The sequence below is a fragment of the Amycolatopsis sp. WAC 04169 genome (genome assembly GCF_003947535.1).
Lineage (GTDB): Bacteria > Actinomycetota > Actinomycetes > Mycobacteriales > Pseudonocardiaceae > Amycolatopsis > Amycolatopsis keratiniphila.
In genome coordinates, this window is sequence record NZ_QHJI01000009.1 from 182,154 (window position 1) to 196,483 (window position 14,330).

The 14,330-nt window shown below is 68.8% G+C and carries 12 protein-coding genes and 1 riboswitch; all 12 genes read left to right on the forward strand.

Annotated elements, in window-relative coordinates; all coding sequences use genetic code 11:
* The first annotated feature begins 105 nt into the window (after positions 1 to 105).
* The 12 genes from DMC61_RS26065 (at position 106) to DMC61_RS26120 (ending at position 14,246) form a co-directional block, all read left to right on the forward strand.
* Positions 106 to 1,470: a glutamine synthetase family protein gene (locus tag DMC61_RS26065; protein ID WP_199750110.1), complete on the forward strand. Its 1,365-nt coding sequence runs from the start codon at positions 106 to 108 to the stop codon at positions 1,468 to 1,470.
* The gene (locus DMC61_RS26070; protein WP_125692019.1) at positions 1,451 to 2,164 is read left to right on the forward strand and encodes a gamma-glutamyl-gamma-aminobutyrate hydrolase family protein; all 714 of its coding nucleotides are present in this window, start codon (positions 1,451 to 1,453) and stop codon (positions 2,162 to 2,164) included. The genes DMC61_RS26065 and DMC61_RS26070 overlap by 20 nt, the downstream gene beginning before the upstream one ends.
* On the forward strand, positions 2,161 to 3,525 hold the full coding sequence (locus tag DMC61_RS26075) for an aldehyde dehydrogenase (protein WP_125692021.1): 1,365 nt from the start codon (positions 2,161 to 2,163) through the stop codon (positions 3,523 to 3,525). The genes DMC61_RS26070 and DMC61_RS26075 overlap by 4 nt, the downstream gene beginning before the upstream one ends.
* Positions 3,525 to 4,292: a 3-oxoacyl-ACP reductase gene (locus DMC61_RS26080; RefSeq protein ID WP_125692023.1), complete on the forward strand. Its 768-nt coding sequence runs from the start codon at positions 3,525 to 3,527 to the stop codon at positions 4,290 to 4,292. Before DMC61_RS26075 ends, DMC61_RS26080 begins: the two co-directional genes overlap by 1 nt.
* Positions 4,293 to 4,676: 384 nt before the next feature.
* On the forward strand, positions 4,677 to 5,051 hold the full coding sequence (locus tag DMC61_RS26085; protein ID WP_125692025.1) for a hypothetical protein: 375 nt from the start codon (positions 4,677 to 4,679) through the stop codon (positions 5,049 to 5,051).
* A 237-nt stretch (positions 5,052 to 5,288) separates the two neighbouring features.
* A riboswitch (glycine riboswitch) is annotated at positions 5,289 to 5,390 on the forward strand.
* Positions 5,391 to 5,433: 43 nt separating this feature from the next.
* The gene (gene gcvP / locus DMC61_RS26090) at positions 5,434 to 8,265 is read left to right on the forward strand and encodes an aminomethyl-transferring glycine dehydrogenase (RefSeq protein WP_125692027.1); all 2,832 of its coding nucleotides are present in this window, start codon (positions 5,434 to 5,436) and stop codon (positions 8,263 to 8,265) included.
* An 8-nt stretch (positions 8,266 to 8,273) separates the two neighbouring features.
* Positions 8,274 to 9,365 carry a glycine cleavage system aminomethyltransferase GcvT gene (gene gcvT / locus DMC61_RS26095; RefSeq protein ID WP_125692029.1) on the forward strand — a complete coding sequence of 364 codons (1,092 nt, stop codon included), beginning with the start codon at positions 8,274 to 8,276 and terminating at the stop codon, positions 9,363 to 9,365.
* A gap of 14 nt (positions 9,366 to 9,379) precedes the next feature.
* The gene (gene gcvH / locus DMC61_RS26100) at positions 9,380 to 9,757 is read left to right on the forward strand and encodes a glycine cleavage system protein GcvH (protein ID WP_016336369.1); all 378 of its coding nucleotides are present in this window, start codon (positions 9,380 to 9,382) and stop codon (positions 9,755 to 9,757) included.
* Positions 9,758 to 9,763: 6 nt separating this feature from the next.
* Entirely contained in the window at positions 9,764 to 11,047 is a 1,284-nt protein-coding gene (gene glyA, locus DMC61_RS26105) for a serine hydroxymethyltransferase (RefSeq protein ID WP_125692032.1), read from the forward strand.
* On the forward strand, positions 11,044 to 12,045 hold the full coding sequence (gene lipA, locus DMC61_RS26110) for a lipoyl synthase (protein ID WP_016336367.1): 1,002 nt from the start codon (positions 11,044 to 11,046) through the stop codon (positions 12,043 to 12,045). Before glyA ends, lipA begins: the two co-directional genes overlap by 4 nt.
* Before the next feature lie 16 nt (positions 12,046 to 12,061).
* A complete protein-coding gene (locus tag DMC61_RS26115; RefSeq protein ID WP_125692034.1) occupies positions 12,062 to 13,435 on the forward strand; it encodes an L-serine ammonia-lyase in 1,374 nt (457 codons plus the stop codon).
* Between the two features lie 88 nt (positions 13,436 to 13,523).
* Complete coding sequence (locus tag DMC61_RS26120; protein ID WP_016336365.1) at positions 13,524 to 14,246, forward strand: FadR/GntR family transcriptional regulator; 723 nt, start codon at positions 13,524 to 13,526, stop codon at positions 14,244 to 14,246.
* Positions 14,247 to 14,330: the final 84 nt, after the last annotated feature.

The following is a 14,330-nucleotide window of genomic DNA, read 5'->3' on the forward strand; positions in this document are numbered from 1 at the left end:
TGAGCAATGGATAACGAACCAGACCATTGACCGAGTTGACCGGGTTCGGCCGACCCGGTAGGAAGAAGCCGCAAAGGTACCGCTTCGAACCTTTAGGTGAGGCTGATGGCGAACAGGCGCGGCATGCTCACGCTGGATCGGCTCCGGGAACTGGTCGAGGACGGCACCGTCGACACGGTGCTGGTGGCGATCACCGACATGCAGGGCAGGCTGCAGGGCAAACGCTGCGCCGCCGAGTACTTCCTCAACGAGGTGGTCGAGCACGCCACCGAAGCGTGCAACTACCTCCTCGCCGTCGACGTGGACATGAACACCGTCGACGGCTACGCGATGTCGTCCTGGGAGACCGGCTACGGCGACTTCGTCATGCGCCCGGATTTCGACACGCTGCGCCTGCTCCCGTGGCAGGAAGGCACGGCGCTCGTCCTCGCCGACCTCGAACGGGTGCAGGGCGGCGCGGTCGCCCCCTCTCCCCGCCAGATCCTGCGCGGCCAGCTCGGCAGGCTCGCCGAGCGCGGTCTCGCCGCCTACGTCGGCACCGAGCTGGAGTTCATCGTCTTCGACGACACCTTCGAATCGGCGTGGGACAAGCGCTATCAGGACCTTCGCCCGGCCAACCAGTACAACGTCGACTACTCGATGCTCGGCACCGCCCGGATCGAGCCGCTGCTGCGCCGTATCCGCAACGACATGGGCGGCGCGGGGCTGTACGTCGAGTCGGCCAAGGGCGAATGCAATCCGGGCCAGCACGAGATCGCGTTCCGCTACGCCGACGCGCTGACCACCTGCGACAACCACAGCGTCTACAAGACCGGGTCCAAGGAGATCGCCGCGCAGGAGGGCAAGAGCCTCACGTTCATGGCGAAGTACAACGAACGCGAGGGCAACTCCTGCCATATCCACATCAGCCTGCGCTCGGCCGCGGGCGAACCGGTCCTGGCGGGCGACGGCCCTGGCGGATTCTCGCCGCTGATGGAGCACTTCCTCGCCGGTCAGCTGGCGGGCCTGCGCGAGCTGACCTACTTCTTCGCGCCGAACATCAACTCCTACAAGCGATTCGTGCCCGGGAGCTTCGCGCCGACGGCCGTCGCGTGGGGCACGGACAACCGCACGTGCGCGCTCCGCGTCGTCGGGCACGGGGACTCGCTGCGCACCGAGAACCGCGTCCCCGGCGGCGACGTGAACCCGTACCTCGCGGTGGCGGCGCTGATCGCGGCCGGGCTGCACGGCATCGAGAACGAACTGGAGCTGGAGCCGGAGTTCCACGGCAACGCCTACGGTTCCGCCAAGCCGACCGTGCCGACGACCCTGCGGGAGGCCGCGGCGCTGCTGGACGGGAGCGCACTCGCGAGGTCCGCGTTCGGGGACGAGGTCGTCGACCACTATCTGAACGCGGCGAAGGTCGAGCTCACCGCGTACGACGCCGCCGTCACCGATTGGGAGAGGATCCGTGGCTTCGAACGTCTCTGAGCCCCTGATCGGGCTCACGTCCTATTTGGAACCCGCGAAGTTCCTGGTGTGGGAGACCGAAGCGGCGCTGCTCCACCGCGTCTACGTCGATGGGATCGTCGCGGCGGGCGGGATCCCGGTCCTGCTGCCGCCGGTGAGCGAGGCACACGATCGGCTGATGTCCGCCGTGGACGGTCTCGTGCTGGTCGGCGGCGCGGACGTCGACCCGGCACGTTACGGGCAGGAGCAGCACGCGACGACGTACACGCGGCCGAACCGGGACGCGTTCGAGTTCGGCCTGCTGCGGTCCGCTTTGGACGGTGGGAAACCGGTGCTCGGCGTGTGCCGCGGACTGCAGGTGCTCAGCGTCGCGCTGGGCGGCACGCTCGTCCAGCACCTGCCGGAGACGGTGGACAGCGCGGATCACCAGCCCGCGCCGGGGGTCTTCGGCACCACTACGGTGAGGTTTGCCGAGGGCAGCCGCGTCGCGTCGATCCTCGGCGCCGAGACCAAGGTGCCGTGTTACCACCATCAAGCGATCGAGAAGCTCGGCGACGGGCTGGTCCCGGTCGGCTGGGCCGCCGACGGGACCATCGAGGCGGCCGAACTGCCCGGTGACGGGTTCGTGCTCGGCGTCCAATGGCATCCCGAACAGAATCCCGACGACATCAGGCTTTTCGAAGCGCTGGTGAAAGCTGCGAAGGAGCGCGAATGACCACGTTCGAGGTGATCAACCCCGCCACGGAAGAGGTGGTGAGGTCGGTCGAGCTGACCTCGGCCGAGGAGACCGACGCGGCCATCGCCCGCGCGCACGCGGCGTTCCCCGCCTGGCGCGCGGTGGCCCCCGGCGACCGGGCGCGGCTGCTGCGCCGGTTCGCCGACGCCGTCGACGCCGACATCGAGCACCTCGCCGCGCTGGAGGTCGCCAACGCCGGCCACACGATCGGCAACGCGCGCTGGGAGGCGGGAAACGTCCGCGACGTGCTGACGTACTACTCGGCTTCGCCCGAACGGCTGAGCGGCAAGCAGATCCCGGTGCCCGGTGGCGTGAACATGACGTTCCACGAGCCACTGGGCGTGGTCGGGGTGATCGTGCCGTGGAACTTCCCGATGCCCATCGCCGGCTGGGGGTTCGCGCCCGCGCTCGCCGCCGGGAACACCGTCGTGCTCAAACCCGCCGAGCTCACCCCGCTCACCGCGATCCGCCTCGGCGAACTCGCCCGCGAGGCGGGGATCCCCGAAGACGTCTTCCAGGTGCTTCCCGGCAAGGGTTCCGTGGTGGGGCAGCGTTTCGTGGACCACCCGGCGGTGCGGAAGGTGGTGTTCACCGGCTCCACCGAGGTCGGCAAACAGATCATGGCGGGCTGCGCCGCGCAGGTGAAGCGGGTGACCCTGGAGCTCGGCGGCAAGAACGCGAACATCGTGTTCGCCGACGCCGACCTGGAAAAAGCCGCGGCCACCGCGCCGTACGGCGTCTTCGACAACGCCGGGCAGGACTGCTGCGCGCGGTCGCTGATCCTGGTGCAGTCGAGCGTGTACGACAAGTTCATGGAGCTGCTGGAACCCGCGGTGAACGGCGTCGTCGTCGGGGATCCGCGGCTGGAGATCACCGAGATGGGCCCACTGATCTCGGCGGGGCATCACGCGAAAGTCTCGTCCTATGTGGACGATTCCGCGCCGGTCGCCTTCCGGGGCAGCGCGCCTGTGGGCCCCGGATACTGGTTCGCACCGACCGTCGTCACCCCGCCGGACCTGCGGCATCCGCTGGCGTCCGAGGAGATCTTCGGTCCGGTCGTCGCCGTGGTCCCGTTCGACGGGGAGGCGGACGCGGTGACCATGGCCAACCGGACCGAGTACGGGCTGTCCGGCTCGATCTGGACCCGTGACGTCGGCCGCGCCTTCCGCGTCGCGCGCGGTGTCGAGGCAGGGAACCTGTCGGTCAACTCGCATTCGTCCGTCCGGTACTGGACGCCGTTCGGCGGGTTCAAGCAGTCCGGATTGGGCCGCGAACTCGGCCCGGACGCCGTCGACGCCTTCACCGAGACCAAAAACGTTTTCATCAGCACGGAGGAATAATGGTTCAGCGTTTCGAAGGCCGCGTCGCCGTCATCACCGGAGGCAGCAGCGGAATCGGCCTCGCCACCGCGCGGCGGCTGGCGAGCGAAGGCGCGAAGGTCGTCATCGGAGACATCTCCGCCGAGACCGGGAAGGCCTCGGCCGACGAGGTCGGCGGTCTGTTCGTGCAGGCCGACGTCACCGACGCCGAGCAGGTCGAGGCCCTGTTCCAGACCACTGTGGACACTTTCGGCTCGGTCGACGTCGCGTTCAACAACGCCGGTATCTCGCCGCCCGAGGACGACTCGATCCTCACCACGGGCATCGACGCGTGGGAGAAGGTGCAGAAGGTCAACCTGACGTCGGTGTACCTGTGCTGCAAGGCGGTCTTGCCGCATATGCAGCGGCAGGGGAAGGGCTCGATCATCAACACGGCGTCGTTCGTCGCGGTGATGGGCGCGGCGACGTCGCAGATCTCGTACACCGCGTCCAAGGGCGGCGTGCTGGCGATGAGCCGGGAGCTGGGCGTGCAGTTCGCGCGGGAGAACATCCGGGTGAACGCGCTGTGCCCGGGTCCGGTGAACACGCCGCTGCTCAAGGAGCTGTTCGCGAAGGACCCCGAGCGGGCCGCGCGGCGGCTGGTGCACGTGCCGGTCGGGCGGTTCGCGGAGCCGGAGGAGATCGCGGCCGCGGTCGCGTTCCTGGCGAGCGACGACGCCTCGTTCATCACCGCTTCGCAGTTCCTGGTGGACGGGGGCATCTCGGGCGCCTACGTCACCCCGCTCTGATGCCATGCGTTTAGTCCTCTGAATGCGGTGAAGTACATGAAGGCCCCCTTCCTTGCGCCTACGTACAGGAAGGGGGCCTTCATGTACTCGGGCCGGCCGTCGCGCTCGGTACTGGGGGCCGAAGGACGCTTTCCCCTCGTCTCATGCGGTGAAGGGCCCTTTCATCCCGGGCCGGCTGACCTTGCCCGCGTTTAGTCCTCTGAATGCGGTTGTTTTGTCCGTGAAGGCCTCCTTGAGGGAGCCTGGGTCCCTCAAGGAGGCCTTCACGGACCGGAGCCGGGCTGACCGTCACTCGTCCCGGTGGCTGGGATGGCGGCCCGCTGACCTGCGCTGTAGTCCTGAGAACGCGAAGCCAGCATCCAGGACCACCCAGGAGGCCAGAGCATGACCCGGCAGATGAGCACCGCCATGCGTGACTGCATCGACCTGTGCAACGAGTGTCACGTCCGCTGCGAGGAGATGATGACGCGCTGCATGGAGATGGGCGGCGCGAAGCTCGGGATGATGATGGTGACCTGCGCGGACATGTCCCGCATGTGCGCCGACATGATGATGCGCTGCTCCGCGATGGTCGCCGACCTCGAAATGATGCGCATGTGCGCGAAGATGTGCGGCCTCGCCTCCCAGATGATGCGCATGTGCGCCGACGAGTGCGCCAAGACCGGCGACGGCGAGCTCGCCGACGCGGCCGACATGATGAGGCGCTGCGCCGAGCTCTGCGGCACGATCACCGCCGAGATGATGATGGAGAACGCGTAACTCGCGTGATCAGGGTCGTCACTCGCGTGATCGAAGGCGTAACTCACGAGTCACGGCTCTGATCACGCAAGTGACGTCGTCGGCGGTGAGTAGACGCGCGCTGAACAGGCCAGGTACGGTGTGCGCACAACTTCAGACAGGGCCGTCGAGCTGGAGCGGGAGAGCCCCCACGAACGTGGTGGGGCACCGAAGGAGCAAACTCCCCGGAATCTCTCAGGTACCCACTACCGCTTCACGCGAGGCCACTCTGGAAAGCAGGCGCGCAAGTGCGCCTCACCCAAGGTGAAAGCCACCCTCATCGGTGGTGAAACTCTCAGGTGCCATGACAGAGGGGGAGTTCCCAGCGCACCGGTCTATCCGGCGCCTGACCCAAGGAGCTCCCTTGACCAGTACGTCCTTCGACGACCGGCACATCGGCCCCTCGGAGTCCGAGCAGGCCAAGATGCTCGCCGAGGTCGGCTACGGCAGTCTCGATGCCCTGGTGCAGGCCGCGGTGCCGTCCGCGATCCGGGTCACCCGCGACCTCGAACTTCCCCCCGCCGCGTCCGAAGAGGACGCCATCGCCGAGCTTCGCGCGCTCGCCGCGCTCAACAAGCCGATGACGCAGATGATCGGCCTCGGCTTCCACGACACGGTCACCCCGGCGGTCATCCGCCGCAACGTGCTGGAGAACCCGGCCTGGTACACGGCGTACACGCCGTATCAGCCGGAGATCTCGCAGGGCCGTCTCGAAGCCCTCCTCAACTTCCAGACCATGGTCTCCGAGCTGGCCGGTCTCGCCACCGCGAACGCCTCCCTGCTCGACGAGTCCACCGCCGTCGCCGAGGCCGTCATGCTGATGCGCCGCGCGTCGAAGGCGAAGTCGAACAAGGTCGTCCTCGACGCCGAGTGCCTGCCGCAGACCATCGCCGTCGTCCGCACCCGCGCCGAGGCCATGGGCGTCGAGGTCGAGGTCCGCGACCTGCTCACCGGCCTGCCGGAGGAGTTCTTCGGCGTCGTCGTCCAGTACCCGGGCGCTTCCGGCGTGCTGCGCGGCGCGGGCTTCTACTCCGCCATCTCCGAGACCGCGAAGGCCGCCGGCGCGCTGTACACCGTCGCCGCCGACCTGCTCGCCCTCACCCTGATCACCGCGCCGGGTGAGTTCGGCGCCGACATCGCCGCCGGTTCCACCCAGCGCTTCGGTGTCCCGCTCGGTTACGGCGGCCCGCACGCCGGGTTCATGGCCGTCCGCGCCGGGCTCGAGCGTTCGCTGCCGGGTCGCCTGGTCGGCGTCTCGGTCGACGCCGACGGCAACCCCGCGTACCGCCTCGCCCTGCAGACCCGCGAGCAGCACATCCGCCGCGAGAAGGCGACCTCCAACATCTGTACCGCGCAGGTCCTGCCCGCCGTGCTCGCCGCGATGTACGCGGTCTACCACGGTCCGGACGGCCTCAAGCGCATCGCGACCCGCGTCCACGAGCTCGCCGCCGGGCTGGCCGGGGCGCTGCGCGAGGGTGGCGTCGAGGTCGTCCACGAGGGCTTCTTCGACACGGTCCTCGCCCGCATGCCCGGACAGGCCGAAGCGGTCGTAGCGGTCGCGCGCGAGAACGGGATCAACCTCGGCCCGGTCGACGCCGACCACGTCCGCATCGCGGTCGACGAGGTCACCACGCCCGCGATCATCGCCAAGGTGCTCAACGCGTTCGGGATCGAGAACCAGGCCGGAAGCGCCCAGGCGCTGCCTGCCGGCCTCGGCCGCGAGAGCGAGTATCTGACTCACGAGGTCTTCCACTCGCACCGTTCCGAGACCGCGATGCTGCGCTACCTGCGCGGCCTGTCCGATCTGGACTACGCGCTCGACCGCGGCATGATCCCGCTCGGCTCCTGCACGATGAAGCTCAACGCCACCACCGAGATGGAGCCGATCAGCTGGCGCGAGTTCGCGGGGATCCACCCGTTCGCCCCCGCCGACCAGGCCGAGGGCTACCACACCCTGGTCGAGCAGCTGTCGGGCTGGCTCGCCGAGGTCACCGGCTACGACAAGGTGTCGCTGCAGCCGAACGCGGGCAGCCAGGGCGAGCTCGCCGGTCTGCTCGCGATCCGCGCCTACCACCACGCCAACGGCCAGACCGAGCGCGAGGTCTGCCTGATCCCGTCGTCCGCGCACGGCACGAACGCCGCCTCCGCGGTGATGGCCGGGATGCGCGTCGTCGTGGTCAAGTGCACCGACGAGGGCAACGTCGACCTCGAAGACCTGCGGGCCAAGGTCGAGGCCAACCGCGACACGCTGTCCGCGATCATGGTCACGTACCCGTCCACGCACGGCGTGTACGAGAACGGCATCGACGAGCTGGCCAAGATCGTCCACGACGCGGGCGGCCAGGTCTACGTCGACGGCGCGAACCTCAACGCGCTGCTCGGGCTCGCCAAGCCGGGTGAGTTCGGCGGCGACGTCTCGCACCTGAACCTGCACAAGACCTTCTGCATCCCGCACGGTGGCGGCGGCCCCGGCGTCGGCCCGGTCGCGGTCCGCGCGCACCTCGCGCCGTACCTGCCGAACCACCCGCTGCTGGAGAAGGCCGGCCCCGAGACCGGTGTCGGCCCGATCAGCGCCGCCCCGTACGGCTCGGCGTCGATCCTGCCGATCTCGTGGGCGTACGTCCGCATGATGGGCGCGGGCGGGCTCACCGCCGCGACGCAGGTCGCCGTGCTCGCCGCGAACTACGTGGCCAAGCGCCTCAACCAGCACTACCCGGTGCTCTACACCGGGCAGGACGGCCTGGTCGCGCACGAGTGCATCCTCGACCTGCGCGGGCTCACCAAGGAGACCGGCGTCAGCGTCGACGACGTCGCGAAGCGCCTGATCGACTACGGCTTCCACGCCCCGACCATGTCGTTCCCGGTCGCGGGCACGCTGATGGTCGAGCCGACCGAATCCGAGGACCTCGGCGAGATCGACCGCTTCATCGAGGCCATGATCGCCATCCGCGCCGAGATCGACGCCGTCGCGCAGGGCAAGTGGGCCGCGGACAACAGCCCGCTGCGCAACGCCCCGCACACCGCGGAGACCCTCGTCGGCGACTGGGACCTGCCCTACGACCGCGAACTGGCCGTGTACCCCGCCGGAGTGAACCGCAAGTCCAAGTACTGGCCCCCGGTGCGCCGCATCGACGGCGCGCGCGGGGACCGTAACCTCGTCTGCTCCTGCCCGCCGCTCAACGCCTACGAGAACTGAGGCACTTGATGTCGAAAGAGACGTCCCTGCACGGAGTCCACAAAGGACTGGGTGCGCTGTTCACCGATTTCGCGGGCTGGTCCATGCCGATCCGCTATTCCAGCGAACTGGCGGAGCACAAGGCGGTCCGCGAGGCCGCCGGCCTGTTCGACCTCTCCCACATGGCCGAGATCGAGGTGACCGGCCCGCAGGCCGCCGACACCCTCGACTACGCGCTGGTCGGCAACCTGTCCGGGGTCAAGCCGGGCCGGGCGCGCTACACGATGATCTGCGACGAGAACGGCGGCGTGCTGGACGACCTGGTCGTCTACCGGCTCGCCGACGAGAAGTTCCTGGTCGTGGCCAACGCGGGCAATGCCACCGTGGTCGCGGAGGCGCTGGCCGAGCGGGTCTCGGGTTTCGACGCGGTCGTCGAGAACAAGTCCGAGGACGTCGCGCTGATCGCCGTCCAGGGCCCGAAGGCCGTCGAGATCCTCGGTGCCGTCACCGACGCCGACCTGGGTGCGCTCAAGTACTACGCGAGCGTACCGGCCGTCGTGAAGGGCCACGACGTCCTGCTCGCCCGCACCGGCTACACCGGCGAGGACGGCTTCGAGCTGTACGTCCCGGCCGGTGAGGCGCCCGCCGTCTGGCGCATCCTCACCGACGCGGGCGAGCCGCACGGCCTGCTCCCGGCCGGCCTCGCCTGCCGCGACACCCTGCGTCTCGAAGCGGGAATGCCGTTGTACGGCAACGAACTCAGCCTCCAGCTGAGCCCGTTCGAGGCAGGCCTCGGCCGCGTGGTCAAGTTCGAGAAGCCGAACGACTTCGTCGGCAAGGCCGCGCTCGAGGAGCTGTCCAAGAAGGACGTTCCCCGCGTTCGCGTCGGGCTCAAGGGCTCCGGCCGCCGCGCGCCGCGTCACGGCTACACCGTCCTGGCCGGCGAGACCGAGATCGGCGAGGTCACCAGCGGTGCCCTCTCGCCGACGCTGGGTTACCCGATCGCCATGGCCTACGTGGACCGGGAGCACTCCGAGCCCGGCACCGAGCTTTCCGTCGACATCCGGGGCCGTATCGAACCCGTCGAGGTCGTCGCCCTGCCCTTCTACTCCCGCGCCTGAAAGGCCCCTTTCTCATGAGCATCCCCCAGGACCTGAAGTACACGAAGGAACACGAGTGGCTGAACGTCGCCGACGGCGTCGCCACCGTGGGCATCACCGCCTTCGCCGCCGAGTCGCTCGGTGACATCGTGTTCGTCCAGCTCCCCTCGGTCGGCGACACCGTCACCGCGGGCGAGGTGTTCGGCGAGGTCGAGTCGACCAAATCGGTCAGCGAGCTGTACGCACCCGTGGACGGCGAGGTCGTCGAGGTGAACGAGGCCACAACGGACACCCCCGAGCTCATCAACTCGGACCCGTACGCCGAAGGATGGCTCCTGAAGGTGCGTCTGTCCGGCGACGTGCCGGCCCTGCTCGACGCCCAGGCGTACGCCGTCCTGACCCAGGAGAACTGAGAACTCATGGTGAACGCTGCTGTGTTCAATTCAAGCCTGTCCGAAGTGGACCCCGAGGTCGCCACCGCCGTCGCGGCCGAACTCGACCGGCAGCAGTCGACCCTGGAGATGATCGCCTCCGAGAACTTCGCCCCGGTGGGCGTGCTCGAAGCGCAGGGTTCGGTGCTGACCAACAAGTACGCCGAGGGTTACCCCGGCCGCCGCTACTACGGCGGTTGTGAGCACGTCGACGTCATCGAGCAGCTGGCGATCGACCGCGCGAAGGCGCTCTTCGGCGCCGAGCACGCCAACGTCCAGCCGCACTCGGGCGCGCAGGCCAACGCCGCCGCCATGGTCTCGGTGCTCAACCCCGGCGACACCATCCTCGGTCTCGACCTCGCCCACGGCGGGCACCTGACCCACGGGATGAAGATCAACTTCTCGGGCAAGCTCTACAACGTCGTCGCCTACCACGTCGACAAAGAGACCGGGATCGTCGACATCGAGGAGATCGAGCGCCTCGCCAAGGAGCACAAGCCGAAGCTGATCATCGCCGGCTGGTCGGCGTACCCGCGTCAGCTCGACTTCGCCGAGTTCCGCCGCATCGCCGACGAGGTCGGCGCGAAGGTCATGGTCGACATGGCGCACTTCGCCGGTCTGGTCGCCGCCGGGCTGCACCCGAGCCCGGTGCCCTACGCCGACATCGTCACCACGACCACGCACAAGACCCTCGGCGGCCCGCGCGGCGGCATCATCCTGTCCCGTCAGGAACTCGCCAAGAAGATCAACTCGGCGGTGTTCCCCGGCCAGCAGGGCGGTCCGCTGGAGCACGTCATCGCCGCCAAGGCCGTCGCGCTCAAGATCGCCGCGAGCGAGGAGTTCCGCGAGCGCCAGCAGCGCGTGCTCGAAGGCGCGAAGATCCTGGCCGACCGCCTTTCGCGCACGGACTGCAGCGAGGCGGGCGTCCGCGTGCTGACCGGCGGCACCGACGTGCACCTGGTGCTCGTCGATCTGGTCAACTCCACTTTGGACGGTCAGCAGGCCGAGGACCGGCTGCACTCGGTCGGCATCACGGTCAACCGCAACGCCGTCCCGTTCGACCCGCGTCCGCCGATGGTCACCTCCGGGCTGCGGATCGGCACCCCGGCGCTGGCGACCCGCGGCTTCGGCGCCGAAGACTTCGCCGAGGTCGCCGACATCATCGCCGAGGCGCTGCGCCCGGACTTCGACGAGGATCTGCGCCAGTCGCTGTCCGCCCGGGTCGAACTGCTGGCCAAGAAGCACCCGCTGTACGCGGACCTCGGCCGATGAGCGCGCTCCCCGAGGGGCGCAAACTTCTCCGGCTGGAAGTCCGCAACGCGCAGACCCCGATCGAGAAGAAGCCGCCGTGGATCAAGACCCGGGCCCGCATGGGTCCGGAGTTCACGGAGCTCAAGGGACTGGTCAAGCGTGAAGGCCTCCACACCGTATGTGAGGAGGCCGGTTGCCCCAACATCTACGAGTGCTGGGAAGACCGCGAGGCGACGTTCCTGATCGGTGGCGACCAGTGCACGCGCCGGTGTGACTTCTGCCAGATCGACACGGGCAAGCCGGAGGCGCTGGACCGGACCGAGCCGCGCAAGGTGGCGGAGTCGGTGCAGGCCATGGGCTTGCGCTACTCGACGGTCACCGGTGTCGCGCGTGACGACCTGGAGGACGGCGGCGCGTGGCTGTACGCGGAGACCGTCCGTCAGATCCACGCGCTGAACCCGGGTACCGGTGTCGAGCTGCTGATCCCGGACTTCAACGCGGATCCGGACCAGCTGGCCGAGGTGTTCGGTTCGCGGCCGGAGGTTTTGGCGCACAACGTGGAGACGGTGCCGCGGATCTTCAAGCGGATCCGCCCCGGCTTCCGGTACGCGCGGTCGCTGGAGGTCATCACGAAGGCTCGTGAGGCCGGTCTGGTGACGAAGTCGAACCTGATCCTCGGCATGGGTGAGACGCCGGAGGAGGTGGCTCCGGCGATGAAGGACCTGGTCGACGCGGGCTGCGAGATCCTCACGATCACCCAGTACCTGCGACCCTCGCCGAGGCATCATCCGGTGGACCGCTGGGTCAAGCCGGAGGAGTTCGTCGAGCATTCGAAGGCAGCCGAAGCGATGGGCTTCGCTGGTGTGATGGCCGGGCCGCTCGTACGCTCGTCGTATCGGGCCGGTCGCCTTTTCGCCCAGACGAAGGCCCACCGCGGCGAAGCGCTGTCGGAGAATTTGGCCCATCTCGCCGCCGAAGGGCCCGCGGCCCAAGAGGCCAGCTCACTGCTGGCCAGATAGGAAGGAGGGCAGATCAATGGCGATCAGCGTCTTCGACCTGTTTTCGATCGGCATCGGCCCCTCCAGCTCCCACACGGTGGGCCCGATGCGCGCCGCACTGACCTTTGTGGACGGTCTGGCGGCGGACGGTGACCTCGCCGCCACGGCCCGCGTCCAGAGCGAGCTTTTCGGCTCGCTCGGCGCGACCGGGTTCGGGCACGGCAGCGACAAGGCCGTGCTGCTCGGGCTGTCCGGGGAGCGTCCGGAGGAGATCGACACCGACACCGTTCCGGGCAAGATCGCGGCGATCCGCGAATCCTGCCGGTTGAAGGTGCGCGGCGAGCACGAGATCGTGTTCACCGAGGACACCGACCTGACCATGCACCGGCGGAAGTCGTTGCCGGCACATCCGAACGGGATGATCTTCCGCGCGTTCGACGCCGACGGGAAGGTGCTGCGCGAGCGCACCTACTACTCCGTCGGCGGCGGCTTCGTGCGCGACGAGTCCTACGAGACCGACACCGTCGTCGTCGAGGACTCGACGAAGCTGGAGTTCCCGTTCCGCACCGGCGCGGATCTGCTGAAGCACTGCGAGGACACCGGGCTGCCCATCAGCGAGATCATGCTGCGCAACGAGCTTTCGTGGCGCACTCGCGAGGAGATCCGCGAAGGGCTGCTGGAGATCTGGCAGGTCATGGCGGAATGCGTGCGCAACGGCTGCGAGCACGAGGGCGTGCTGCCGGGCGGGCTGAAGGTGCCTCGGCGCGCGAAGGCGTTGCACGAGAAGCTGCTCGCCGAGGACGGCGTCGGCGACCCGCTGTACGCGATGGACTGGGTGAGCCTGTACGCGCTGGCGGTCAACGAGGAGAACGCCGCGGGTGGCCGCGTCGTCACCGCGCCGACCAACGGCGCGGCGGGAATCATCCCGGCCGTTCTGCACTACTACCAGCGGTTCATCCGGGGTTCGTCGGACGACGGCATCGTGACGTTCATGCTCACCGCGGGCGCGATCGGCTCGATCCTCAAGCAGACGGGGTCGATCTCGGGCGCCGAGGTCGGCTGTCAGGGCGAGGTCGGTTCGGCCAGCGCGATGGCCGCCGCCGGGCTCACGGAGGTCCTCGGCGGTTCACCCGCGCAGGTGGAGAACGCCGCCGAGATCGGCGTCGAGCACCACCTGGGGCTCACGTGCGACCCGGTCGGCGGGCTGGTGCAGATCCCGTGCATCGAACGCAACGCCGTCGGCGCGTCGAAGGCGATCCACGCGGCGCGGATGGCGATGCGCGGCGACGGTTCGCACGTCGTGACGCTGGACAAGGCGATCAAGACGATGCGCGAGACCGGTGCCGATATGAGCGTGAAGTACAAGGAGACCGCTCGCGGCGGCCTCGCCGTGAACGTCATCGAATGCTGACGCCCCGCATTTAGTCCTCTGGATGCGGTAGTTGCACACGCAAGTACCGCATCCAGAGGACGAATTGCGGGCCGCCTAAACTCGAAGGGTGGAGTCGAGCACGGTCGCGAACGCGGGTGACGCGCTGTTCCGCCCGGTGCGCGCGGGCAACGCCTTCGAGGAGACCGTCGAAAGGCTGCTCCAGGCGATCCGGCTGGGCGTGGTGGGCGCGGGGGAGCGGCTGCCCTCGGAGCGTGAGCTCGCCGAGCGGCTCGGGGTCAGCCGGGTGACGCTGCGCGAGGCCATCCGCGCGCTGTCCGACGCGGGCTACGTCGAGTCGCGGCGCGGGCGGTACGGCGGCACGTTCGTCAACGACGTCCTGCCCGACCCGCCCGCCGCCGACGGCCGGAAGGTCGACAACGCCACCCTGGAGGACGCGCTCGGCCTCCGGCACGTCTTGGAGACCGGCGCCGCCGAGATGGCGGCGTCGCGTTCGCTCAGCCCGGCCGACCGCCAGCATCTGACCAGCACACTCGCCGAGGCCGCGGCGGCCGACGTCGGCGACTACCGGCGCAAGGATTCGCGGCTGCACCTGGCGATCGCCGAGGTCACCGCGTCCGGCTCGCTGACCACGGCGATGGCCGACGCGCGGATGCGGGTCAACCAGCTGCTCGACATGATCCCGCTGCTCGAACCGAACCTGGAGCATTCCAACGCCCAGCACGAGGCCATCGTCGACGCGATCCTCGCCGGGGACTCCGAAGCGGCCCGCCGGGCGATGACGGAACACGTCGAAGGGACCGCTTCACTGCTTCGCGCGTTCCTCGCCTGATCGGCTCGCATTTCGTCCTCTGAATGCGGTGGTTCGTGATGCCAACTACAGCATCGAGAGGACGGAATGCGGGAGGCCTGACAC